General features: G+C 69.7%; 21 protein-coding genes and 1 tRNA gene. 13 read left to right on the top strand and 9 right to left on the bottom strand.

Going from position 1 to position 22,993, the window contains the following annotated elements; genetic code table 11:
• The first annotated feature begins 38 nt into the window (after positions 1–38).
• Positions 39–935 carry a methyltransferase domain-containing protein gene (locus tag DS837_RS06950; protein ID WP_149164085.1) on the top strand — a complete coding sequence of 299 codons (897 nt, stop codon included), beginning with the start codon at positions 39–41 and terminating at the stop codon, positions 933–935.
• 111 nt (positions 936–1,046) lie between these two features.
• On the opposite strand, the gene DS837_RS06945 is transcribed toward DS837_RS06950, so the two are convergent.
• The 3 genes from DS837_RS06945 to DS837_RS31985 all read right to left on the bottom strand — a co-directional run bounded on the left by DS837_RS06945 (position 1,047) and on the right by DS837_RS31985 (position 2,742).
• On the bottom strand, positions 1,047–1,814 hold the full coding sequence (locus DS837_RS06945; protein WP_149164084.1) for a sulfite exporter TauE/SafE family protein: 768 nt from the start codon (positions 1,812–1,814) through the stop codon (positions 1,047–1,049).
• Between the two features lie 92 nt (positions 1,815–1,906).
• Positions 1,907–2,512, bottom strand: coding sequence for a general stress protein (locus DS837_RS06940; protein WP_149164083.1), 606 nt, complete (start codon positions 2,510–2,512; stop codon positions 1,907–1,909).
• 83 nt (positions 2,513–2,595) lie between these two features.
• On the bottom strand, positions 2,596–2,742 hold the full coding sequence (locus tag DS837_RS31985; RefSeq protein WP_170295772.1) for a hypothetical protein: 147 nt from the start codon (positions 2,740–2,742) through the stop codon (positions 2,596–2,598).
• A gap of 104 nt (positions 2,743–2,846) precedes the next feature.
• Between DS837_RS31985 and DS837_RS06935 the strand changes: the two genes are divergently transcribed.
• Together DS837_RS06935 and DS837_RS06930 are read left to right on the top strand one after the other, a co-directional pair.
• Entirely contained in the window at positions 2,847–3,410 is a 564-nt protein-coding gene (locus DS837_RS06935) for an ankyrin repeat domain-containing protein (RefSeq protein ID WP_149164082.1), read from the top strand.
• Between the two features lie 7 nt (positions 3,411–3,417).
• Entirely contained in the window at positions 3,418–4,425 is a 1,008-nt protein-coding gene (locus DS837_RS06930) for a CobD/CbiB family cobalamin biosynthesis protein (RefSeq protein ID WP_149164081.1), read from the top strand.
• An 88-nt stretch (positions 4,426–4,513) separates the two neighbouring features.
• Here DS837_RS06930 and DS837_RS06925 read toward each other — a convergent pair whose 3' ends face one another.
• The 3 genes from DS837_RS06925 to secA form a co-directional block, all read right to left on the bottom strand.
• Positions 4,514–6,022 (bottom strand): DEAD/DEAH box helicase, encoded by a 1,509-nt coding sequence (locus DS837_RS06925; RefSeq protein ID WP_247889809.1) that lies wholly within the window; start codon positions 6,020–6,022, stop codon positions 4,514–4,516.
• A 253-nt stretch (positions 6,023–6,275) separates the two neighbouring features.
• The gene (gene mscL, locus DS837_RS06920) at positions 6,276–6,722 is read right to left on the bottom strand and encodes a large conductance mechanosensitive channel protein MscL (protein WP_149164080.1); all 447 of its coding nucleotides are present in this window, start codon (positions 6,720–6,722) and stop codon (positions 6,276–6,278) included.
• Positions 6,723–6,857: 135 nt separating this feature from the next.
• Positions 6,858–9,608: a preprotein translocase subunit SecA gene (gene secA / locus DS837_RS06915; protein WP_149164079.1), complete on the bottom strand. Its 2,751-nt coding sequence runs from the start codon at positions 9,606–9,608 to the stop codon at positions 6,858–6,860.
• Between the two features lie 403 nt (positions 9,609–10,011).
• On the opposite strand from secA, the gene DS837_RS06910 reads away from it, so the two are divergent.
• From DS837_RS06910 to DS837_RS06870, 9 genes are all read left to right on the top strand, one after another.
• Positions 10,012–10,962 (top strand): peptidylprolyl isomerase, encoded by a 951-nt coding sequence (locus DS837_RS06910; RefSeq protein ID WP_149164078.1) that lies wholly within the window; start codon positions 10,012–10,014, stop codon positions 10,960–10,962.
• 145 nt (positions 10,963–11,107) lie between these two features.
• A complete protein-coding gene (argJ, locus tag DS837_RS06905) occupies positions 11,108–12,346 on the top strand; it encodes a bifunctional glutamate N-acetyltransferase/amino-acid acetyltransferase ArgJ (RefSeq protein WP_149164077.1) in 1,239 nt (412 codons plus the stop codon).
• 16 nt (positions 12,347–12,362) lie between these two features.
• A complete protein-coding gene (locus tag DS837_RS06900; RefSeq protein WP_149164076.1) occupies positions 12,363–12,881 on the top strand; it encodes a GNAT family N-acetyltransferase in 519 nt (172 codons plus the stop codon).
• The gene (locus tag DS837_RS06895) at positions 12,881–13,324 is read left to right on the top strand and encodes a (deoxy)nucleoside triphosphate pyrophosphohydrolase (RefSeq protein WP_149164075.1); all 444 of its coding nucleotides are present in this window, start codon (positions 12,881–12,883) and stop codon (positions 13,322–13,324) included. The genes DS837_RS06900 and DS837_RS06895 overlap by 1 nt, the downstream gene beginning before the upstream one ends.
• 439 nt (positions 13,325–13,763) lie before the next feature.
• Positions 13,764–15,692, top strand: a complete 1,929-nt coding sequence (recQ, locus tag DS837_RS06890) for a DNA helicase RecQ (RefSeq protein ID WP_149164074.1) — start codon at positions 13,764–13,766, stop codon at positions 15,690–15,692.
• 81 nt (positions 15,693–15,773) lie between these two features.
• A tRNA-Thr gene (locus tag DS837_RS06885) sits at positions 15,774–15,848 on the top strand.
• A gap of 82 nt (positions 15,849–15,930) precedes the next feature.
• The gene (locus tag DS837_RS06880; RefSeq protein ID WP_170295771.1) at positions 15,931–17,502 is read left to right on the top strand and encodes a glycosyltransferase; all 1,572 of its coding nucleotides are present in this window, start codon (positions 15,931–15,933) and stop codon (positions 17,500–17,502) included.
• A gap of 169 nt (positions 17,503–17,671) precedes the next feature.
• Entirely contained in the window at positions 17,672–18,100 is a 429-nt protein-coding gene (locus DS837_RS06875; protein ID WP_149164072.1) for a hypothetical protein, read from the top strand.
• Between the two features lie 52 nt (positions 18,101–18,152).
• Complete coding sequence (locus tag DS837_RS06870; RefSeq protein WP_149164071.1) at positions 18,153–19,067, top strand: DMT family transporter; 915 nt, start codon at positions 18,153–18,155, stop codon at positions 19,065–19,067.
• Positions 19,068–19,070: 3 nt separating this feature from the next.
• Here DS837_RS06870 and DS837_RS06865 read toward each other — a convergent pair whose 3' ends face one another.
• The 3 genes from DS837_RS06865 to DS837_RS06855 all read right to left on the bottom strand — a co-directional run bounded on the left by DS837_RS06865 (position 19,071) and on the right by DS837_RS06855 (position 21,988).
• Positions 19,071–20,354, bottom strand: coding sequence for a TRAP transporter large permease (locus tag DS837_RS06865; RefSeq protein ID WP_149164070.1), 1,284 nt, complete (start codon positions 20,352–20,354; stop codon positions 19,071–19,073).
• On the bottom strand, positions 20,354–20,863 hold the full coding sequence (locus DS837_RS06860) for a TRAP transporter small permease (RefSeq protein WP_247889808.1): 510 nt from the start codon (positions 20,861–20,863) through the stop codon (positions 20,354–20,356). Before DS837_RS06860 ends, DS837_RS06865 begins: the two co-directional genes overlap by 1 nt.
• 87 nt (positions 20,864–20,950) lie before the next feature.
• On the bottom strand, positions 20,951–21,988 hold the full coding sequence (locus DS837_RS06855) for a DctP family TRAP transporter solute-binding subunit (protein ID WP_211102139.1): 1,038 nt from the start codon (positions 21,986–21,988) through the stop codon (positions 20,951–20,953).
• A gap of 149 nt (positions 21,989–22,137) precedes the next feature.
• On the opposite strand from DS837_RS06855, the gene DS837_RS06850 reads away from it, so the two are divergent.
• Positions 22,138–22,782 carry an OmpA family protein gene (locus tag DS837_RS06850; RefSeq protein ID WP_149164069.1) on the top strand — a complete coding sequence of 215 codons (645 nt, stop codon included), beginning with the start codon at positions 22,138–22,140 and terminating at the stop codon, positions 22,780–22,782.
• Positions 22,783–22,993: the final 211 nt, after the last annotated feature.

The following is a 22,993-nucleotide window of genomic DNA, read 5'->3' as shown; positions in this document are numbered from 1 at the left end:
ATGGTTGTAGCCCGCCGGGGCTGGGCTATATTGCGGGCATGACCACGCCCGACAGCATGACCGTCTTCGACCGCGCGCTCGTCCGCCGCCGCCGCGACCGCGCCGTCCCCGCATTCGCCGAACACGCCTTCCTGTTCGAAGAGGTCGCCGAACGCCTCGTCGACCGGCTGGAGGACGTGGCGCGGCCCTTTCCCACCGTGCTCGACCTCGGCGCCCATGACGGGGTGATGGGACGGACGCTACGCGGGCGCAAGGGCGTCGAGACTCTGGTCGCCTGCGACCTCTCCCCCGGCTTCGCCCGGCGGGCCGGTCCGCTGGCCGTCGCCGCCGACGAGGAGTTCCTGCCCTTCGTGCCGGAGACCTTCGACCTCGTGGTCAGCAACCTCAGCCTCCACTGGGTCAACGACCTGCCGGGGGCGCTGGTCCAGGTGCGGCAGGCGCTGAAGCCCGACGGCTTCTTCTGCGCGGCGATGCTGGGCGGGGAAACGCTGCTGGAGTTGCGCCGCTGCCTGTACGAGGCGGAGATGGAGGTGGCCGGCGGCGTGTCGCCCCGCGTGTCGCCCTTCGCCGAGATCCGCGACGTCGGCGGGCTGATGCAGCGCGCCGGCTTCGCCCTGCCGGTGGTGGACAGCGACGTCATCACCGTCACCTACAGCGACGCCTTCCGCCTGATGCGCGACCTGCGCGGCATGGGCGAGACCAACGCCGTCCTGGCCCGCCGCAAGGTGCCGGCCACGCGCGCCCTGCTGTTCGACGCCGCCCGCCGCTACGCCGAGCGCTACGCCGAACCGGACGGGCGCATCGAGGCGACTTTCCAGATCCTCTATCTGGCCGGCTGGTCGCCGCACGAAAGCCAGCAGCAGCCGCTCAAGCCCGGTTGTGGGGAGATCCCGCTGGGCGAAGCGCTGAAGGGATCGGCGGGGACGTTTCAGTAATTTAGAGCGAAAAAGAATTCACCACAGAGGCACAGAGCCACGGAGATACGCTTTCGCAAAACCTCTGTGTCTTTGTGCCTCTGTGGTGAATTCTCTCCAGATTCCGCCCCTTCACCCGATCATCCGGATCGCCATCCAGCCCAGCACCCCGGCGTTCACCACCATGATGACCGGCGCCGCCCGCGCCACCGCGGAGCGCCAGGTGCGCCCCGCCAAGTGCCCGGCAAGGCCGACCGCCAGCAGGCTCGGCAGCGTGCCCAACGCGAAGGCCGCCATGCCGAGCGCGCCGGTCAGCGCGCTGCCGCTGGCCGCCGCCACCGCCACCGCACCATAGAGAAGACCGCAGGGAATGAAGCCCAACGCCAGCCCCAGAGCGTAGCCGCGCCAGCCCGTGGGATTGCCGAACAGGGGGCGGGCCAACCGGGACACCCGGTCGCCCCACCAGCGCTGCACCGCGCCGTCGAGCTTCGGCACCCAGGCGGTCAGCCCCTTCACCGCATAGCCCAGGAAGAACAGCGCCGCGAAGGCCAGCAGCGCCACCGACAGCCATTTCAGCCCGGGCAGCGCCCCGACATGGCCGGCGACCGCCGCCGCCGCCGCGCCGATCAGCGTGTAGGTGGTGCCGCGCCCCAGATGGTAGGGCAGCACCGCCGCCCCGGCCAACCGGTGAAACTCGCTCATCCGCGAGGCCGGGACCTGCTCCAGCCGGGCGGTGACCTGGGCCAGCACGAAGGGACCGCACATGCCCGCGCAATGGGTCGATCCCCCGACCAGCCCCGCGGTCAGCAGCGCGACCAGCAGCCCGCCGTCGCGGTCGATGACGACGGCGCACTGGTTGAGGCCGGCTTCGAGAAGCGTCAGGGCCGAATGGGCGTCCAAGGCGGACCTCCGTTTGGAAGACCGTCCGTGTATAGGGGAAGCCCGCCGCGAAGGCCATGACCTGGGTCAACGGAGCCTGGACGCCCCCTCGCTCACCCCTCGGAGCCGGACTGCGCCACCTCATGCACCTCGACCGGCCGGGCGGCGTGGCGGTTCATGATCTCCAGCGCCTGCTGCTCGCGCCCGGCGTCGGCCAGATTGACCCACAGCAGGATGCCGCCCTTGTCGAGGTGCTGGAGCATCGGCTCGTTGCGCTTGTCGGTCAGCCAGTTCGACATGACCGAGCCCATCGCACCGCCGCCCACCCCCGCCGCCGCGGCCGCCGCCGCCGCCGCCAGGGCCGTGCCGCCGGTGGCCAGGACGGCGCCGGTCGCCAGGATCGCCCCGACATAGGCCGGGAACCCGACCGCCACGCCCTTCACGCTGCCGACATCCTCCGGCGAGACGTAGGACTGGCGCGGCGCGTCGGGGTCGTGGGCGATGTCCTCCGCCCGCTGCGGCACATGGCCGAGATGGTCGCGGATGGTTTCATCGTTGGCGAGCACGCTCAGCTCATGGCGCTGGAAGCCGGCCAGGGTCAGCTCATCGACGGCCTTTTGCAGGGCGTCGCGGCTGGCGAAGATGCCCACGGCCTCGCGCACGGCGCCGCGCAGATTGCCGCCGGAGCGGTTCGCGTTCACATCACTTTCGAAGGTCATGGCGGTCGTCCCCTGTTGCGCTTCCCGGTCGATGGTCAACCATGGGCGCCGAACGGAGGTTCCCATTGGGAGATCTGGCAGCATCAGGGCTTTCCTGCGACAGCGGGCGGAGTCACCACGCCGCGCGGCTCCGGCATGGTCCCGAGGAACCACCACAACCCCAACGCGATCAGCGCGGCCTTCACCGCCAGGAACAGGGCGATGTGGCGGGCGAGCGGGTTGCGGACCATGGGCGGCTCCATTGCAGCGGGTCGCCGTCGCCAAACCGGGCCAAACTGGATAGTATCCCCGGCCGAAAGACGGATCACACACGGATCGCACAAAAGGACGCGCCATGAAACGGTTGCTGATGCTCAGCCTGCTGGCCCTCGGCCTGACCGCCCCCGTCGCCGCGCCGGCCCTGGCCCAGATCAACCTTCTGGAAGGCCCCTCCATGGTCAAGGCGGTGACGTCGAACGACGCCAGCGCGCTGCGGCTGCTCCTGCTGAAGGGGGAAAACCCGAATCAGGTCGATGCCAGCGGGCGGCCCGTCCTGCTGGTGGCCATCGGCAACGGCCATCCCGAACTGGTGCGGCTGCTGCTCGACGGTGGGGCCAATCCCAACCGCGCCGACAAGTCCGGCAACACCCCGCTGCACTACGCGGTGGAGGCCGACGCGCCGGAGGCGGTGGACCTTCTGCTCACCAAGGGCGCCAAGGTCGATCAGGACAACCGCCAGGGCATCACCCCGCTGATGACCGCGGCCCGCTTCGGCCGCGTCGATCTGGTGGAGCGGCTGCTGAAGGCCGGGGCGCAGGCCGACCGCACCGACTTCACGGGCCGCACGACGCTGAGCTGGGCGCAGGACAGCCGCAACGCCCGCGTGGCGAACCTGCTGCGTCAGGCGGGAGCGCGGTGAGGCCGCGATGGGCGACGCCCTGCTCACCTCCGTCCTCGGCGCCGCCCCCCTGAACGGTCCGGGGCCGCTGTTCCTGCTGCTGCTGGCCCTGGCTATCGACGCCGCCGCCGGCGACTGGGTCGGGCGCGTCCTGCCCGACCCGGCGGCGCTGGCGCAACGCGTCTGCGCCTGGGCCGACCGGCGGCTGAACCGGGTGGAGCGCGGCAAGACCGCCCGCCTGCTGCGCGGCGCGCTGGTCGTGCTGGCCCTCGTGCTCGCCGCCGTCGCCGTCGGCCTGATCGTCGAGCGGATCGGCGCGCAGAGCCGCGGCTGGCTGCTGGAACTGGCGGTGATCCTCGCCGCCCTGCGCGGGCGGAGCGCCTGGGCGCGGGTGCGCGCGGTGCGGCGCGCCCTGGACAAGGGCGGCGTCGCCCCGGCGCGGGAGGCCGTCGCTTCCCTCACCCGCCGCCACGCCTTCAGCCTGGACGAGCACGGCGTCGCCCGCGCCGCCATCGAGGCCACCGCCAAGGGCTTCGCCCGCAAGCTGGTGGCCCCGGTCTTCGGCTACGCCCTGCTGGGGGTGCCCGGCCTGCTGGTCTGGGCGGTGGTGGACGGCGCCGACACCGCGCTGGGCCACGCCGGCGTGCGGCACGCGCGCTTCGGCCTGACCGCGGCGCGGCTGGACGACGCGCTGAACGCCATCCCGGCGCGGCTGGCGGCGGTTCTCCTGGCGCTGGCCGCGCCCTTCGCCGGGGCGAGGGCCGGCGGCGCCTTCCGCACGATGATGCGGGACGGCGGCAAGGCGGCCTCCCTCAACATGGGCTGGCCGACCGCCGCGATGGCCGGGGCGCTGGGTCTGGCGCTGGGCGGGCCGCACCGCGACGGCGGCGTGGTCATCACCGAACCCTGGATCGGCGAGGGCCGCGCCCGCGCCACCGCCGCCGACATCGGGCGGGCGCTGGCGGTCTACGCCGTGGCCGGATTGATCCTGGCTTTGCTGGTGGCGCTGCTGCTGTGGGGGATCGCGGGGGTGTGAAGTCCCGCCCCCGTCGCCACGGCCCGCCCAAGAAAAAAGGCGCGATCCCGAGGGACCGCGCCTTTTTCATGTCAGCGGCGAACCGCTGTTACCACTTGGACGCCCGGTGCGCCGGCTTGCCGCCCTGGGAGTCGCGGCGGGCATGGCCGCCGTGCTCGTTGCGGGCATGCTCGTTCCGGTTCGCCGGACGACCCTGCGGACGGCCCGAGTTGCCGGCAGGCTCGGCGCCACCGGCATTGCGGACCCACGGCTTCTTGCCGTAGCCGCCGCCGTTGCCGCCACCCGGACGACCCGAACGGCCCGCCGGACGGCCACCGCCGCCGCCGGTCTGGAACGGACGCTGCGGCTCCAGACCCGGAACGACGTGGATGTCGAGACGGGTGCCGGTGTAGCGCTCGATGCGGAACAGGGCGTCGCGGTCGGCGCGGGCGGCGAAGGAGACCGCCACGCCCGAGGCGCCCGCACGGCCCGTGCGGCCGATGCGGTGGACATAGTCCTCCGCCGAACGCGGCAGGTCGAAGTTGATGACGTGGGTGATGTCGCGCACGTCGATGCCGCGCGCCGCCACGTCGGTCGCCACCAGCAGGCGGACCTGACCGGTGCGCAGGCGCTGAAGCGTGCGGTTGCGCTTGAACTGGTCCATGTCGCCGTGCAGGGCGGCGGCGGCGTGGCCGGCGTCGCTCAGCTCCTCGGCCAGCGCATCGGCGTCACGCTTGGTGGCGGCGAAGATGATCGCCTTGCCGACCTCGGGCTGGTCCGCGAAGTGCTTCAGCAGGCGGCGCTTGTGGTCCATGTCGTCGGCGTGGTGCAGGCGCTGCTCGACGTTCACCGCGGTGGTGGCGCTTTCCACGGCGACGCGCACCGGGTTGCGCAGCAGGTTGCCGGCAAGCTGGGCCATGCGGCGGTCCAGCGTGGCGGTGAACAGCAGCGTCTGGCGGCTCTCCGGGCAGCACTTGGCGATGGTTTCCACATCGTCCAGGAAGCCCATGTCGAGCATGCGGTCCGCCTCGTCCAGGATCAGCACCTCGACGGCGCTGAGGTCGATGCGGTTGCGCGACACGTGGTCGAGCAGGCGGCCGGGGGTGGCCACCATCACGTCCACGGCGCGCGACAGCAGGCGGAGCTGGTCGCGGTAGGGCATGCCGCCGACGACGTCCACGATGTTGTACTTCATGAACTTGGCGTACTTGCGGGCGGCGTCGGTGACCTGCTTGGCCAGCTCGCGGGTCGGGGCCAGCACCAGCACGCGCGGGGCGGCGACGCCGAGGCGCGGCAGCTCGACGGTGCGGGTCAGCGCCGGCAGCATGAAGGCGGCGGTCTTGCCGGTGCCCGTCTCGGCGGTCGCCAGGATGTCGCGGCCTTCCAGGGCCGGCGGAATCGCCTCGGCCTGGACCGGGGTCGGGGTGTTGTACTCGAACGCTTCCAGCGCCTTCACGACCAGCGGGTGGACGCCCAGCCCGGCGAACGCGTTGGGGGTAACGGTTTCAGTGGTGTCGGTCACGGTTTCGCCGGCGACAGCAGTCTCGATGACAGAGGTCTCGGTGACGGTGGTCTCGGCAACGAGAACGTCGGCGGCGGTGATTTCGATGGACGACAAGTAGGGTAACCTTTCCTCAGGACCATGACGGCGCACGGCCGCAGCACCAGGATGGTGAGCGGTGGAACGCCGGCGTTTTCGCCGGGAGGAGGTCGGAAGAGGGAGAGGCGTCTGTCCGAAGCTACGGGCGACCGGGTCCCAAGGAAGGCCGTCCCGAAATATCAAAGCGCGTCTCGCTCAAGAGACGCGCGAGCCTCCAGCGATCAAGACGCCTTACATAATGGGTTGCGCTGCACAATCCAAGAAGATTCTTTCACGCCCCCGGTCGAGTCGTGTCCCCGGGAGCGGTTGCCTGCCGTGCGCGCAGCGCATCCCGGATCTCCTCCAGCAAAATCTCCTGGCGGGGCGGCGCCTTCGGCTTGGAATCGTGGAGGAAATGCAGGCGGTTGACCTGCCGCACGATGAGGAACAGTGCCCCCGCCACGATGAAGAAGTTGATCAGGGCGTTGATGAAGCGGCCGTAGTTGATGGTCGCCGCCCCCGCCGCCTCCGCCGCGGCGAGGCTCTCGTAATGGCCGCCGGACAGGTTCAGGAAATAGTTGGAGAAGTCGATCCCGCCCATGACCCAGCCGATTGGCGGCATCAGCATGTCCCTGACCAGCGAGTTGACGATGCCGGTGAAGGCCGCGCCGATGATGATGCCGACGGCCAACTCCACGACGTTGCCGCGGCTGATGAAGGTCTTGAATTCCTGCAACATGGCTGCGCTCCCGCTTGTTGATCGGAAGAACGCCACAGCCCAGCCGAAGTTTCCGGGACCGCAAAAGGAAAGGGGCCGGACCCTGCGGCCCAGCCCCCTCCGGAACATCCCTGACGGCGTTCTTTGCGGCGGCGCTTAGCCGACCTTGCCGTGGCAGTGCTTGTACTTCTGGCCCGAGCCGCAGGGGCACGGCGCGTTGCGCGGCGTGTTTGCCCAGGCGTTGGGGTCGGCCCCCGGCACCACCGAGGCGACAGCCTCGCGGCGGACCATGCCGGCGGGCAGCGGCGCGTCGGCCGGCGGGTATCCCTGAGCGGCGCCCGCTCCGGCCTCGGCCATCGCCAGCGCCGGATCGTCGCGGCCCTCGTGCATCTCCTGCGGCGGACGGGCGTACAGCTCCTCCGGCTGCGGGGCGATGCGGATCTCGACATGCATCAGCACGGCGGTCACCTGCTCGCGCAGGGTCGACAGCATGGTCTCGAACAGCTCGAAGGCTTCCCGCTTGTACTCGTTCAGCGGGTCCTTCTGGGCGTAGGCGCGCAGCGAGATGCCCTGGCGGAGATGGTCGAGCTGGAGCAGGTGATCCTTCCATTCCTGGTCGAGGATCTGCAGCAGCAGGCTCTTCTCCACGTGGCGCATCGTCTCGGCGCCGTAATTCTCCACCTTCTCCGCGTATTTGCGGTCGGCGGCCTCGCGGACGCGCTCCTCGATCTCCGGCTCGGCGATGCCCTCTTCCTTGGCCCAGTCGGCCACCGGCAGGTCCATGCCCAGCAGGCGGTTCACCTCCTCGTGCAGGCCGGCGATGTCCCAGGCCTCGGAGTAGGAGTTCGGCGGGATCGCCTTGTTGACCATGTTGGAGACGACCTGATGGCGCATCTCCAGGACGGTCTCGGCGATGTCCTCGGTGTCCATGATCTCGCGGCGCTGCTCATAGACGACCTTGCGCTGGTCGTTCATGACGTTGTCGAACTTGAGCAGGTTCTTGCGGACCTCGAAATGGTGGGCCTCGACCTTGGTCTGGGCCTTTTCCAGCGCCTTGTTGATCCAGGGGTGGATGATCGCCTCCCCCTCCTTCAGGCCGAGGCGCTGGAGCATGCCGTCCATGCGCTCCGACCCGAAGATGCGCATCAGGTCGTCGTCCAGCGACAGGAAGAACTTCGACGCGCCCGGATCGCCCTGGCGGCCCGAGCGGCCGCGCAGCTGGTTGTCGATGCGGCGGCTCTCGTGCCGCTCCGTGCCGACGACGTAGAGGCCGCCGGCCTGCTTGACCAGCTCGCGCGCCTCGGCGACCTCGGCCTCGATCTGCTTGACCTTGGCCTCGCGCTCCGGCCCCTCCGGCAGGTTGGCCAGCTCCATCTGGATGCGCATCTCGACGTTGCCGCCGAGCTGGATGTCGGTGCCGCGGCCGGCCATGTTGGTGGCGACCGTGACGGCGCCCGGACGGCCCGCCTGCGCGACGATGTAGGCTTCCTGCTCGTGGTGGCGGGCGTTCAGCACGTTGTGCGGGATGCCGCGCTTCTTCAGCAGCTCGGCGATCAGCTCCGACTTCTCGATGGAGGTGGTGCCGACCAGCACCGGCTGCTGGCGCTTGCGGGCGTCCTCGATCAGATCGATGATCGCATCGTACTTCTCCGACGCCTTGCGGTAGACCTCGTCGTCCATGTCCTTGCGCTGGACCGGCACGTTGGTCGGCATGTCCACGACCTCCAGGCCGTAGATCTCCGCGAACTCCGCCGCCTCGGTCATCGCCGTGCCGGTCATGCCGGCCAGCTTCGGGTAGATGCGGAAGTAGTTCTGGAAGGTGATGGAGGCGAGCGTCTGGTTCTCGCGCTGGATCGTCACCTTCTCCTTGGCCTCCAGCGCCTGGTGCAGGCCTTCCGAATAGCGGCGACCCTCCATCATGCGGCCGGTGAACTCGTCGATGATGATGACCTTGTCGTCCTTGACGATGTAGTCCTTGTCGCGCTGGAACAGCGTGTAGGCGCGCAGCGCCTGCTGGGAATGGTGGACCAGCGCCACGTTCTGGATGTCGTACAGCCCGCCCACCTTCAGCAGCCCGGCCTCGGCCAGAAGCTGTTCCATATGCTCCTGGCCGGTCTCGGACAGGCTGACCGTGCGGTTCTTCTCGTCCAACTCATAGTCGTCCCGCGTCAGCTGCGGGATCAGGCGATCCACCTGCACGTACATCTCCGACGAATCGGTGGACGGGCCGGAGATGATCAGCGGGGTGCGCGCCTCGTCGATGAGGATCGAGTCGACCTCGTCCACGATGGCGAAGTTGAAGGGCCGCTGGACCATGTCCTCCAGCCGGAACTTCATGTTGTCGCGCAGATAGTCGAAGCCGAATTCGTTGTTCGTGCCGTAGGTGATGTCGGCAGCGTAGGCGGCGCGGCGCTCCTCGTCGTCCAGCCCGTGCACGATGCAGCCGGTGGTCAGGCCGAGGAAGCCGTAGATCCGGCCCATCCAGGCGCTGTCGCGCGAGGCCAGATAGTCGTTCACGGTGACGACGTGGACGCCCTTGCCCTCCAGCGCGTTCAGATAGACGGCCAGCGTGGCGACCAGCGTCTTGCCTTCGCCGGTGCGCATCTCGGTGATCTTGCCCTGGTGCAGGACCATGCCGCCCATCAGCTGCACGTCGTAGTGCCGCTGCCCCAGCACGCGCTTGCCCGCCTCGCGCACGGTGGCGAAGGCGTCGGGCAGGATGGCGTCGAGCGTCTCGCCCTGCGACAGCCGGCCGCGCAGCCAATCGGTGCGGGCGCGCAGCGCGTCGTCGGAGAGCACCGCCAACTCGGGCTCCAGCGCGTTGATCTGCTGGACGGATTTTTGCAGCGCCTTGACGGTGCGCGTGTTGGCGGTGCCGAAAATCTTGCGGGCGAGAGCACCGAACATGAAAACCTCGGGGGTGGAACGTCGTGAAGCCGGCTTTTTGACCGGTCTCACATAGGCCCGAAGCAAGTTTCTGTCAACGAGACCCGCCCCTTTGCCCGGCCCTTTGCGGCGCGCATCGCGGGGGTGCCGGCCCCGCATCGGCTGTGGATCGGCGTGTGATGCGCCCTGGAAGCACCACCGTTCCGCCGCCATATCGCCTTGAACACGGTCGAAGCAAGGCGCCGAAGCAAGGCGTCATGGCCGCGCATCACGACCGCTTGCCCCGCGCCGCGAACCCATGCTTAATCCCCCGCGGATTCGGGCGCGGGGCCGGACAGCCGGCGCAGCTGGTCATCCGTCATAAGAAGCCCCCTGTCATAACGTTGCCTGTGACAAGACACATCCGCCGGAAGGAAAAGACTCCATGGTGAATCGAGTGTTCCGCGCCGCCCTGCTGTCGATGGCCGCCTGCGGCCTCGCGCTGGCCGCACACGCCCAGACTCCGGCGCCGACTCCGGCTCCCGCCGCCACGCCCGCTCCCGCCGCGCAGGCCGCCCCCGCCACGGCGGACGCCGATCCGGTGGTGGCGCGCGTCAACGGCGAGGCGGTCCACCGCTCCGACGTCCAGCGCATGGTCGCTCAGCTTCCGCCGCAGGTGCAGCAGATGCCGCTGGAGATGATCTACCCGGCGGTGATCGAGCAGCTCGTGAACTCCAAGCTGGTGGCCGAGGCCGGCTACAAGGCCAACCTCGCCGGCTCGCCGGAGGTCAAGGACGAGATCAAGCGCGCCGAGGAGCGCGCGGTGCAGCGCGCCTACATCCAGAAGGAAGTGCAGTCGCGCATCACCCCGGCCAAGCTGGACGAGGCCTACCAGGCCTTCCTGAAGCAGAACCCGGCCCAGGAAGAGGTCAAGGCCAGCCACATCCTCGTCGAGAAGGAGGATGAGGCCAAGGCGATCATCGCCCAGCTCAAGAAGGGCGGCGACTTCGCCAAGCTCGCCAAGGAGAAGTCCAAGGACCCGGTGGCCGCCGAGCAGGGTGGCGATCTCGGCTACTTCACCAAGGACACGATGGTCGAGCCCTTCGCCGACGCCGCCTTCGCCATGAAGAAGGGCGAGGTGAGCAAGGAGCCGGTGAAGACGCAGTTCGGCTGGCACATCATCAAGGTCGAGGACAAGCGCACCCAGCCGCAGCCGTCCCTGGACGAGGTGAAGCCGCAGCTCGAGCAGCAGCTCAGCAAGGACATCGTGACCAACGTCGTCGACGACCTGCGCAAGGTCGCCAAGGTCGAGACCTTCCAGCTCGACGGCTCGCCGATGCCGAAGGAAGAGCCGGCCCAGACCGCTCCGACGGCCGAAGAGCCGAAGAAGAACTAAACTCCGGCAGCGGTTGCCCCCACCCTTCCCACGGCTGACGCCGCGGTCCCCTTCCCTCCCCCGCCCAGCGGGGGAGGGTCAGGGTGGGGGCAAGCGCCTTACATCTCAACACCCCCCGCTCCACCAGCCCCGCGAGCCCGTCCCCATGGCCACGACCGTCTCCCCCTTGGCACCCGCCGGCTTCCCGACGCTCCCGCCCGTGGCGGGCGTGCGCATCGCCACCGCCAACAGCGGCATCCGATACAAGGGCCGCGACGACCTGATGCTGGCCGTGCTCGACGCGGGCACGACGGTGGCCGGCGTGCTGACCAAGTCGCTGACCTGCTCCGCCCCGGTGATCTGGTGCCGCGACAGCCTGCCCCGCGGCTCGGCCCGCGCGGTCGTGGTCAACGCCGGCAACGCCAACGCCTTCACCGGCAAGGCCGGCGACGCCACCGTCCAGGCGACCGTCGAGGCCGCCGCCAAGATCGCCGGCTGCGCCACCGACGAGGTCTACGTCGCCTCCACCGGCGTGATCGGCATCCCGCTGGCCGCCGACGCCATCGCCAAGGTCCTGCCGGGCATGGTCCCGGCCCTGAAGGACGACTCGGCGGCGCTGGAGGCCGGGGCGCGGGCCATCATGACCACCGACACCTTCGCCAAGGGCTCGACCCGTCAGGTCGCCATCGGCGGGACGACGGTGACGATCAGCGGCTTCGCCAAGGGCTCCGGCATGATCGCCCCGGACATGGCGACCATGCTGGGCTTCCTCTTCACCGACGCGGCCATCGCCGCCCCGGCGCTCCAGTCCATGCTGTCGGAGTTCACCGAGCGCAGCTTCAACGCCATCACCGTGGACGGCGACACCTCGACCAGCGACACGCTGCTGCTGTTCGCCACCGGCAAGGCCGGCAACGCCCCGGTGACCGACGCCAACGCGCCGGAGCTGGCCGCGTTCCGCAAGGCGCTGGAGGAGGTGATGCTCGACCTCGCGCTGCAGATCGTGCGCGACGGCGAGGGGGCAACCAAGTTCGTCTCGATCACGCTGGTCGGCGCCGAGAGCGACGCCGCCGCCAAGCGCATCGCCCTCACCGTCGCCAACTCCCCGCTGGTCAAGACCGCGCTGGCCGGCGAGGACGCCAACTGGGGCCGCATCGTCGCCGCCATCGGGCGGGCCGGCGAGCGGGCCGACCGCGACCTCATCAAGATCACCATCGGCGGCACGCTGATCTGCGCCGAGGGCATGGAGGTTCCGGGCTACGACGAGGCGCCGGTCGCCACCCACATGAAGGGCCAGGAGATCGACGTGCACATCGACCTGGGCATCGGCGGCGGCACGTCCCGCGTCTGGACCTGCGACCTGACCCACGGCTACATCGACATCAACGGCTCCTACCGGAGCTGAGGCCGGCCTTGACGCCATGACCGGCGCGCCCCTGCCCGACCGCCTCGACACGCCGCGGCTGACGCTCCGCCCCTTCCGCATGGAGGATGTGGAGCGCTTCGTTCCGCTGATCGGGGATTGGGAAGTGGCGCGCTGGCTTGCCCGCGTGCCCCATCCCTACGGCCCGGAGGACGGGCGCGCCTGGGTCACCCTGGCCGCCCGCAACCGGGCGGAGCGCGCCTCCCTCGACCTGCTGGCGGTCCGTAGGGACGATAATCAGCCCGTCGGCGGCATCGGGGTGATCTTGGCGGACGGCGAAGTCGGCTATTGGCTCGGCCTGCCGCACCAGGGCATCGGCTACGGCACGGAGATGCTGCGGGCCGTCGCCCCCGCCGCCTTCGCGCTGGGCCTGCCCCGCCTGTGGGCGCGGACCGCGCCGGACAACCACCGCTCCCGCCGCGTGCTGGAAACGGTCGGCTTCCTGCCGCTCGACGCTGCCGACCAGTATGAACTGACCGCCGAACGATGGCGGTTCCTCACCCCGGAGACCGCCTGATGCCGGCCTGCTTCGATCCCTCCTCCACCCCGGCCCCCGGTTCCCTGCCCACCCTGCTGGTCGTCGCGGTCGCTCTGGTGGACGCCGACGGCCGCGTCCTGCTGGCCCAGCGCCCGCCCGGCAAGTCGTTGGCCGGGCTGTGGGAGTTCCCCGGCGGCAAGGTCGATGCGGGCGAAACGCCGGAGGCCGCCCTGGTCCGCGAGTTGAAGGAGGAGCTGGGCATCGACACAGCGGCGAGCTGCCTCGCCCCCTTCACCTTCGCCTCGCACAGCTATGAGACGTTCCACCTGCTGATGCCGCTGTTCGTCTGCCGCGTCTGGGAGGGTGACGTGATGGCGCGGGAGGGTCAGAAGCTCGCTTGGGTCTACCCGAACCGCATGGGCGACTACCCCATGCCCCCCGCCGATGTGCCGCTGGTGGCGATGCTGCGCGACCTGCTGTAGCCGGTTGGGGATTTGCAACGCCGGGGAATTGCGCTACCTTGTCGGGAGTGGCCGGCAGGTGCTGCGAACACCCACCGGCACGCTCCTAGTGCTTAGTCAACGGTGGTGCGGATTTCGATCCGCCATCGCCGCCACTGGAGCACCAGGAAAAAGGGCATTTTTGGCATGCCTCTTTCTCCTTTCGAAACGGCGGGTGGCCAATTCCACCCGCCGCTTTCACCTTACACGCGATTGGATGCATTCGCGCCACAGTTTTCCCGCATCGCGCGATGCGCCACCCTTGTCCCCAGGCTCTTTCCGGATTGCGTCTTCACGAATCGGGCGATCTGTGCCACATCATAGCCGTCTCGTTCGGGATCGCATCCCGACCACCAGATTCTGACCCGAACACCAGATTCTAAATCGTCCAAAAACGGACCCGCATCTGAACCGCATCGGCGTGGACTCGCTCTTCAATTTCAAGGCCCATCCGGCGGAGGCGGCCCAGGACCCTGACGGCAACCCCGCCCTGGAGGTGCTGGCGTCGGTCTTCGGCTATTCCGCCTTCCGCGGGCAGCAGGCCGACATCATCGCCCACGTCATCCGTGGCGGCGACGCGCTCGTCCTCATGCCCACGGGCGGCGGCAAGTCGCTGTGCTACCAGGTGCCCGCGCTGGTGCGCGACGGCGTGACGGTGGTGGTTTCGCCGCTGATCGCGCTGATGCGGGACCAGGTGACGGCGCTGCGCGAGTTGGGCGTGCGGGCGGCCTTCCTCAACTCCTCCCTCGACGCCGCCGAGGCGCGCGAGGTGGAGCGGGCCATGGTCCGCGGCGAGATCGACCTCGTCTATGTGGCGCCGGAACGTCTGGTCACCCCGCGCTTCCTCGATCTGCTGGACCGCACCAAACTCGCCCTCTTCGCGCTGGACGAGGCGCATTGCGTCAGCCAGTGGGGCCATGATTTCCGGCCCGAGTATCTCCAGCTCTCCATCCTGCACGAGCGGCACCCGACCGTGCCGCGCGTCGCGCTGACCGCCACGGCGGACGCGCAGACCCGCGCCGAGATCAAGGACAAGCTGGGGCTGACCGAGGCCCGCGTCTTCCTGTCCAGCTTCGACCGGCCCAACATCACCTACCGCGTCGTCCCGAAGAAGAGCGAGCGTCAGCAGATGCTGGCCTTCCTGCGGGAGAACCACCCCGAGGACGCCGGCATCATCTATTGCATGTCGCGGGCGAAGGTGGAGGACACCGCCAACTGGCTGAACCAGCAGGGGCGGGAGGCGCTTCCCTACCACGCCGGGCTGCCGTCGGAGGTTCGCGAAGCGAACCAGGACCTGTTCATCAAGGGCGAGGGCATCGTCATGGTGGCGACGGTGGCCTTCGGCATGGGCATCGACAAGCCGAACGTGCGCTTCGTCTGCCACCTCGACCCGCCCAAGAGCCTGGAAGCCTATTACCAGGAGACCGGCCGCGCCGGGCGCGACGGCCTGCCCGCCGACGCCTGGATGAGCTACGGCATGGCCGACGTGGTGGGCCTGCGCCAGATGCTGGAGCAGTCGGAGGCCGGCGATTCCCACCGCCGCGTCGAGCGCTCCAAGCTGGAGGCGCTGCTCGGCTTCTGCGAGACCTCGGCCTGCCGCCGCAAAGTGCTGCTGAACTATTTCGGCGAGACGCTGGAAGCGCCCTGCGGCAATTGCGACACCTGCCTGGAGCCGGTCGAAACCTGGGACGGCACCGTCGCCGCGCAGAAGGCCCTGTCCGCGGTCTACCGCACCGGCCAGCGCTACGGCGCCGGGCACCTGATCGACGTGCTGCTCGGCAACGCGACGGAGAAGGTGGCGCAGCAGGCTCACGACGCGCTGAAGACCTTCGGCTGCGGCAAGGAGCTGTCGAAGGCGGAATGGCAGTCGGTCTACCGCCAGCTTGTCGCCGCCGGCTATCTCACGGTCGATCTGGAGGGTTATGGCGGCTTCCGCCTGACCGACGCCGGCATCCCGGTCATCAAGGGCCAGCAGACAGTGAAGCTGCGCAAGGACCCCGTCGTCGAGAAGCGCCGCGGCGTCCACGACGCGCTGCGCCGCCACGTCTCCCGCGGCGGCTCCTCCTCCTCCAGCGGCTTGTCAGGAGAGGGCGTGTCGCGGGCGGGTGCGCGCGGTGCCCTGTCGCCGGCCGACGACGCGCTGTGGCACGCGCTGAAGGACTGCCGCACCGAGCTGGCCCGCGCGCAGGGTGTGCCGCCCTACGTGATCTTCCACGACAGCACGCTGCTGGAGATGGTCGCGACGCGCCCGATGGACCGCGCCGCCTTCGCCCGCCTGCCCGGCGTCGGCGCCCGCAAGCTGGAGCGTTATGCCGACCCCTTTTTGGACGTCATCCGCCAGAAAGGATAATTTTATCCATCTCCCAAAAAAGCGCTTGCGCCGGTCCGCCCCCCCGGTTAATTTCCGCGCCCACGACGCACCGACGTCGGCGCCGCAGTAGCTCAGGGGTAGAGCAACTGATTCGTAATCAGTAGGTCCGGGGTTCAAATCCCTGCTGCGGCACCACTCTAAGGCCCTGGAAGGTAACGCCTTCCGGGGCCTTTCCATGTGTGGCAATACTCATCGCGCCCTTTTCCCGACAAGGCCGATGCACCAGCCCCCCTCCCCGTCCCCCCTCACCGACCTCGCCACCATATTGCGTCGTCCCGTGACGAACGGGCACGACCTGAAGGCCATCGAGACCCTCTGCGCGGCCTTTCTCGACCGCCACAGGGCCGAGCGGGCGCGGGCGGCGCGGGAGTTGCCCCGGCTGGCGCGGGGAGCGGACACCGTCCTGCTGCTGTCGGCCATGGCCGCCGTCTCGGGCGATCTGCGCTATTACGACGAACTGCTCGACGCGGTTGAGGGCAACATCGCGCAATCCGGGCTGGAGGGGTTGCTGCACATCCACGCCGGCATTGGGCGCCAACTCTTTTTGATGCGCATGAACCCGGCCAGCCGTCCCGGCTTCTTCGAGGAGCGGCAGTTCCCCTTCTACCGCCGCATCCTCGACGAGATCCGCCGCCGTCAGACCATCGTCCCGCCCGCCCGCCGGGCCGGGGGAGGGGACACAGGGCGGGTCGTGCTGGTGACCAACCAGTTCCTGTCGCTGCGCCACCAGCCGTCGCGGGACCTGCTGTCCTACGCCGCCTTGCTGGAGGACCGCTGCGGGCGGGAGGTGGTGATCCTCAACACCAACATCATGCCGACAGAGGTCCACAGCCTGTTCGTGCCCTCCTTCGCGGCGTCGGTGGAGCCCGCCTTCTCGGGCGATCAGAGGATCGAGGCGGACGGACGGGCCTACCGGATGCTGTCCTCGGTCGAGCCCTGCGTCAGCCCCGGCAAGATCGCCTGGTTCCTGGAGGTCATCGCGGCGCTCGATCCTGACGCCGTGCTGTCGCTCGGCGGGTCGTGCGTCGTGGCCGACCTGATGGCCGGGGCGCGCCCCACCCTGTGCATCCCGACCACCAGCGGGGCCACCCTGTCCTTCGCCGACATCGTGCTGGATTTCGGCGGCGGTACCGCCCCCGCCCAGGGGCCGCTGGCCCGGTCCTGGCGGCCCTTCCGTTTCCTGCATTCGCTGGCCGGGGCGGCGGCGCGGACGGACGCGGCGCGTGCCGCCTTCGGGCTGGATGAGGGCGCCTTCGTCTGCGCCGTCGTCGGCAACCGTCTGGACGAGGAGGCGGACGGCGCCTTCCTCGCCATGCTGGAGGCGCTGTTCGACCGCGTGCCGCGCGCCGTCGCCGTCTTCGCCGGGCACGCCGTCGCCCTGCCCCGGCGGCTGGCCGCGTCACGCCACGCAGCACGGCTGCGCGGCCTGGGCTATGTGTCGGACATGGGCGCCCTGCTGGCGGTCTGCGACGCCTATGTGAATCCCCGGCGGACCGGCGGGGGCGCCAGCGCCGCCGAGGCCCTGGCCGCCGGGGCGGTGCCGCTGTCGCTTCCCGGCGGCGACGTCGCCAGCGTCGTCGGCCGGCACTTCATCCACCCCGACTATGGCGCTTTCGTCGAGCGGCTGGCCGCTCTGGCCGCCGACCCCGCCGCCCTGGCGGCCGCCGCCGCGGAGGCCCGCGTCCAAGGGTCGCTGCGCACCGGGCCGGAGGAAGCCGCCGCCGACCTGTCGCGCTATCTCGACGAGGCGGCGGCGCTGTTCCGCAGCCGGCGGTCCCCAGCGGATTGATTTGGGTGGAGTGATCCGGGCCGCCGCCGTCAACCGCTTTATCGCACAGGCGGAGCAAACTCCCGGCTTGCTTTGGCGCCGGTGCCTTTCCAATATTCCGCGCTCCCCGACCGGGCGTCCGCTGGGACGCCACGGCGGGTGTCTTATTTTCTGCAACGAGGACCTTTTCATGCGCGCCTTCGACGGCCAGCATTCCGACAACGTCGCCATCAAGCGCACGCGGGAGCAGAAGCAGCTTCAGCTCCAGCAGTTGAAGGAGCAGCTCGCCACCCTGAAGTCCCACGCGGCCCCGGCGATCCGTGAAGCGCTGATGAAGCGCATCGCCGAGCTGGACGCGGAGATGCGCCAGCCGCCGAAGCCCCCGCGCGAGGGCCGTGGCGACGGTCCCCGTGGCGAGGGGCGCGGCCCCCGTGGTGATGGTCCGCGCGGTGATGGTCCGCGCGGTGATGGTCCCCGTGGCGATGGTCCCCGTGGCGACCGCCCGCGCCGGGAGGGCTTCTCCCGCAGCGAGACCTTCCGGTCGGATGGTCCGCGCGGTGACGGCCCCCGTGGCGATGGTCCTCTTTCGCCCTTCGCCTCCCCGCGCCGCCGCGGCTGAGCCGCGAAACGCCCCTTGACGGGTCCACGTCCAGCCCCATGAGTCGCCAGCCGTGAGCGAAAACGCCACCCCCGCCCGCCGCCGCCTGTTCGATCAGGCGTGGCTCCTGATGATGTTGCCGCCGCTGTTCTGGTCCAGCAACGCCGTCCTGGGCCGCGCGGTGTCGGGCGAGGTGCCGCCGGTCGGGCTGGCCTTCTGGCGCTGGACGCTGGGGATGCTGCTGGTGCTGCCCTTCGCGTGGCGGCACCTGCGGCACGACGCACGGGTGCTGGCCGCCCAATGGCCGGTCGTCCTGCTGCTGTCGGCGCTGGGCATCGCCGTCTTCAACACTTTCCTCTATGTGGGTCTGCACACCACCACGGCGCTGAACGCGGTGATGATGCAGTCCTCCATGCCGGTGCTGATCGTGCTGATGAGCCTGGCCCTGTTCGGCGACCGGGTGACCCCGCTGCAGGGGGTGGGCATCGCCGTGTCGCTGACCGGCGCCCTGACGCTGATCGCGCGGGGCGACCCGGTGGTGCTGATTGGGCTTCAGCTCGCCGCCGGGGATTTGTGGGTGCTGGCGGCGGTGCTCGGCTACGCCGCCTACACCGCCCTGCTGCGCCGCCGCCCGACGGTGCACGGGCTCAGCTTCATCGCCGTCACCTTCGCGGGCGGCGCGGCGATGCTGCTGCCCTTCTATCTCTGGGAAAGCGTCGGCGGGAACCCCATGCCGATCACCCCGACGGCGCTGGGGGCGGTCGCCTACGTGGCACTGTTCCCGTCGATCGCCGCCTATCTCTGCTTCAACCGCGCCGTGGCCCTGGTGGGCGCCAACACGGCGGGGATGTGCATCCATCTGATGCCGGTGTTCGGAAGCGTCCTCGCCATCCTGTTCCTCGGCGAGCAGCCCCACCTCTACCATGCCGCCGGCATCGGCCTGATCGCGGCGGGCATCCTTCTGGCCACCCGCCGCGCCAAGGCGTAAGGGCTACAGGTAACCGAGCTTCCGCGGCAGCCAGAGCGACAGTTCCGGCACGAAGGTCACCAGAACCAGCGCGCAGAGCATCGCGGCGACCATCCACAGCACCCAGCGCACCGTCGATTCGATGCTGATGCCGGCCACCCGCGTGGTCACCATCAGGTTCACCGCCATGGGCGGGGTGAACTGGCCGATGGCGAGATTCATGGTCAGCATCACGCCGAACCACACCGGGTCCCAGTGGAAGGCGGTCATGATCGGGGTCAGCAGCGGCAGCAGGATCAGGAAGATCGACACCGCGTCCAGCACCATCCCCAGCGCCAGCAGCGCCACGTTCAGCAGCAGCAGGACGAGGACCTCGCTGCCCACCCCCTCGATCGCCAGGGCGGCCACCCGGTCGAAGGCGCCCATCGTGCTGCCCGCCCAGGCGAAGACGCTGGACAGCGCGATGATGAGCAGAACCACGGCGGACATCTCCGCCGCCTCGGCCAGCACCTCGTACAGCTCGCGCCAGGTCAGGCTGCGGTAGACGAAGACGCCGACGGCCAGACCGTAGAAGACGGCGACCACCGCCGCCTCGGTCGGGGTGAAGGCGCCGGTGCGCAGGCCGCCCAGGATGATCACCGGGGCCAGCAGCCCCCAGATCGCCTGCCGCAGGCTGCGCCAGAAGGGCGGGCGCGGCCCGGCGTCCTTTAGGCCGAAGCCGTGCTTGCGCGACAGCCAGATCGTCGGCGCCAGCAGCGACAGGCCGGCCAGGATGCCGGGAACCATCCCCGCCGCGAACAGCGCCGGCACCGACGCTTGGGGCACCAGGACGCTGTAGATGATGAAGGCGACCGAAGGCGGGATCAGGATGGCCGTCGCCGCCGCCGCCGCGATCACGCTGGCCGAGAAGGCCTTCGGATAGCCGGCCTTGTGCATGGACGGGATCATCACCGTGGCGACCGCCGCCGCGTCGGCGGGGCCGGAACCGGAGATGCCGCCCATGACCATGCAGACCAGGATCGCCACCACCGCCAGCCCGCCGTTCTTCGCCCCGACGATGGAGGACGCGAAGGTGACGAGCTGCTTGGCCACGCCCGCCCGCTCGAAGATCAGCCCAGCCAGGATGAAGACCGGGATGGCCAGCAGCGGGTATTTGGCGATGCCGGCATAGACGTTGGTCGGAACCGACAGGATGCCGAGCTGCGCGTCCAGGATCGCCAGCGACCCCGCCAGCCCCAGGGCCACCGCCAGCGGCGCGCCGATCACCAGAAGCAGCAGGAAGCCGCCGAACAGAATTGTCAACGCCATCAAGCCGTTCCCTTCGCCGTGCGGATCAGGCGCCCGATCACGCGCAGGGCGACGACCGCCGACAGCAGCGGAAGCCAGACCGTATAGAGCCACTGCGGGTTGCCCAGGCCGGGCGAGGTTTCCTCGAACCGCCACTGGTCGTAGGTCAGGCGCCCGCCGTACCAGACGAGCAGGCCGAACATCGCCAGAGCCGCCGTCCAGGCCACCAGCTCCGTTACCCGGCGCAGGGCTGGCGGCAATTTCTCGGCGATAAAGGTGATGCGGATGTGCCGGTCGGCGGCGACGGCGACGGCGGAACCGAACAGCGTCATGACCACCAGCAGGAAGATCGAATATTCCTCGGTGAAGGCCAGGGACACGTCGGTCAGGTAGCGCGTCACGACGTTGGCGAAGGTGACGAGGCACAGGGCGGCCATGGACAGGGCGGCCAGCGAACGCTCCAGCGTCACCGGCACCCGCGTCTTGGGCTGCTCCGTCGCCATGCCGGCTTCCAGCAGATCGTTGTTCATCGGAAAATCTCGAAGTGGGAATCGATTGCCCCCACCCTCTCCCCTCGCGGATCAGGATGGGGGCAATGACTTGGGCAGGCTGCAGGCTTACTTCCGGTTGGCGACGGAGGTCTCGGCGGCCTTCACGAGATCGGGGCCGATGGTCTTGGCCCACTTGTCGTAGACGGCCTGGGTGGCCTTCTGGAAGGCCTTCTGCTGCTCGGGGGTGAGCTGCACGACCTCCACGCCCTGGGCGGCGATGTCCTTCAGCAGGCTGTCGTCCTGGGCGGTGATGCCCTTGCGGGCGATGGCGACCTCCTCGGCGGCGGCCTGGACGGCGGCGGCGCGCACCGCCTCCTGGTCTTCCTTCGACCAGCTGTTCCAGACCTCCTTGTTGACCACGAAGATCAGCGGGTCGGCGACGTAGCCCCACAGGGTCAGGTGCTTCTGGCCGAGCGTCGGCAGCTTGCCGGCGACGAACACGCCGACCGGGTTCTCCTGCCCGTCGACGGCGCCGGTGGACAGGGCCGGCTGCGCGTCGGCCCAGCTCATCTGCGTCGGGTTGGCGCCGAGCGCGGTGAAGGTGTCGAGGTAGAGCGGCGAGCCGACGACGCGGATCTTCAGGCCCTTCAAGTCTTCCGGCTTGCGGATGGCGTGCTTGGAGTTGGAGACCTCGCGGAAGCCGTTCTCGCCCCAGGCCAGCGGCACCACGTCCTTGGTGGCGAGCAGGTCGAACAGCTGCTTGCCGACCGGCCCCTGGGTCAGCGCGTCCATCGCCTTGTGGTCGGGCATCAGGAAGGGCAGCGAGAAGAGGTTCAGCTCCTTCACCTGCGGCGACCAGTTGATGGTCGAGCCCACCGCCATGTCGATCACGCCCTGGCGCAGCGCGGTGAATTCCTTGGTCTGGTCGCCGTTCACCAGGGCGGAGCCGGGATACATCTTCACATTGATGCGCCCGTTGGTCTTCTCCTTGACCAGCTCGGCCCAGCGGTCGCCGCCGATGCCCCAGGGGAACGGCTTGCCCAGCACGGTGGACAGCTTGTACTCGGCCTTGTAGTCCGCCGCCGCCGCGCTGCTGGCGACGACGCCCGGCAGAACCATGGCGGCCAGCGCCAGACCGGCGAACAGCGCCTTCATCGACTTCATTCTTGTTTCCTCCCACATACCGCAAACGAAAGATCGGACCGGGATCGTACAGAGGCACGCACGTCTGTTCCACGCGGAATTTGACGGCCCGCCCCCAAGCCTGGAACAATGCGGTCATGCATATGCGCAAAATCCCAACAATCGGGGCATTGACGGTCGGACTTTTAGGGGGCTGGCTGGCTCTTCCGGCGGGTGCGGCCCTGGCGCAATCGGCGACGCCCGCCGCCCCGCTCGGCCCCAACCCCAGCGAATGCGAGATCCAGGCCGCCCTGTTCGGCGCCGCCGGCCCCGGTTGCCCGCCCATCGTCATGAAGCGCCCGCCGCCGCCGCCCGTCGCGGCGGCACCGCCCCCGGCTCCCGCATCAGCCTCCGCACCGGCTCCCGCCCCGGTGGCGGTGCCCGCCCTGCCGGGGCCGCCGCCGGACCCGCCCGTCGCGGCGCTGAAGGCCGGGCTCCGCGCCGCCTTCCGGATCGGCTTCGATTTCAACTCGGCGCGCATCCGCCCGGACTCGCGGGCGGTGCTCGACCGCATCGGCGCGGTGATGACGGCGCCGGAGGCGGCGACCGCCCGCTTCCGCATCGTCGGCCACACCGACGCGGTGGGCGGCGACGCGGCCAACCGGGCGCTGTCGCAGCGCCGGGCCGACGCCGTGGCGGATTATCTGGCGGAACAGCACGGCGTGCGCCGCGACCGGCTGGACACCGCCGGCATGGGCGCGCGGGAACCGCTGCTGCCCAGGACGCCGAAGGCCGCGGAGAACCGCCGGGTGGAGATCGTCAATCTGGGAGGGTGAGGTGGGAGTGGTCGCTTTGTGCGCCCTTCCGGCGTTTTGGCGTCCAATCCCTCTCCCGCCCCGGGAGAGGGTGCCCGCGCAGCGGGCGGGTGAGGGTCATGCGAGGATCAAGGTCCCTGCCCGTTGATGTTACCCTCACCCTTCCCACGCCGGTGGCGTGGGCCCCTTCCCTCTCCCGGGGCGGGAGAGGGAATATCAAAGGCGGCGGTCC

The organism is Azospirillum brasilense (assembly GCF_008365405.1).
In the GTDB taxonomy this organism is placed as follows: Bacteria; Pseudomonadota; Alphaproteobacteria; order Azospirillales; family Azospirillaceae; genus Azospirillum; species Azospirillum brasilense_D.
The sequence above is the reverse complement of the archived record's forward strand: the minus strand, read 5'-3'. Positions and strand labels throughout refer to the sequence as shown.

Excerpts from the sequence above, each read along its gene's own strand:
- DS837_RS06950 (WP_149164085.1), top strand. The coding sequence starts at position 39 with ATGACCACGCCCGACAGCATGACCGTCTTCGACCGCGCGCTCGTCCGC.
- DS837_RS06940 (WP_149164083.1), bottom strand. The coding sequence starts at position 2,512 with ATGACCTTCGAAAGTGATGTGAACGCGAACCGCTCCGGCGGCAATCTG.
- DS837_RS31985 (WP_170295772.1), bottom strand. The coding sequence starts at position 2,742 with ATGGTCCGCAACCCGCTCGCCCGCCACATCGCCCTGTTCCTGGCGGTG.
- DS837_RS06935 (WP_149164082.1), top strand. The coding sequence starts at position 2,847 with ATGAAACGGTTGCTGATGCTCAGCCTGCTGGCCCTCGGCCTGACCGCC.
- DS837_RS06930 (WP_149164081.1), top strand. The coding sequence starts at position 3,418 with ATGGGCGACGCCCTGCTCACCTCCGTCCTCGGCGCCGCCCCCCTGAAC.
- mscL (WP_149164080.1), bottom strand. The coding sequence starts at position 6,722 with ATGTTGCAGGAATTCAAGACCTTCATCAGCCGCGGCAACGTCGTGGAG.
- secA (WP_149164079.1), bottom strand. The coding sequence starts at position 9,608 with ATGTTCGGTGCTCTCGCCCGCAAGATTTTCGGCACCGCCAACACGCGC.
- DS837_RS06910 (WP_149164078.1), top strand. The coding sequence starts at position 10,012 with ATGGTGAATCGAGTGTTCCGCGCCGCCCTGCTGTCGATGGCCGCCTGC.
- argJ (WP_149164077.1), top strand. The coding sequence starts at position 11,108 with ATGGCCACGACCGTCTCCCCCTTGGCACCCGCCGGCTTCCCGACGCTC.
- DS837_RS06900 (WP_149164076.1), top strand. The coding sequence starts at position 12,363 with ATGACCGGCGCGCCCCTGCCCGACCGCCTCGACACGCCGCGGCTGACG.
- DS837_RS06895 (WP_149164075.1), top strand. The coding sequence starts at position 12,881 with ATGCCGGCCTGCTTCGATCCCTCCTCCACCCCGGCCCCCGGTTCCCTG.
- DS837_RS06880 (WP_170295771.1), top strand. The coding sequence starts at position 15,931 with ATGCACCAGCCCCCCTCCCCGTCCCCCCTCACCGACCTCGCCACCATA.
- DS837_RS06875 (WP_149164072.1), top strand. The coding sequence starts at position 17,672 with ATGCGCGCCTTCGACGGCCAGCATTCCGACAACGTCGCCATCAAGCGC.
- DS837_RS06865 (WP_149164070.1), bottom strand. The coding sequence starts at position 20,354 with ATGGCGTTGACAATTCTGTTCGGCGGCTTCCTGCTGCTTCTGGTGATC.
- DS837_RS06860 (WP_247889808.1), bottom strand. The coding sequence starts at position 20,863 with ATGAACAACGATCTGCTGGAAGCCGGCATGGCGACGGAGCAGCCCAAG.
- DS837_RS06855 (WP_211102139.1), bottom strand. The coding sequence starts at position 21,988 with ATGAAGTCGATGAAGGCGCTGTTCGCCGGTCTGGCGCTGGCCGCCATG.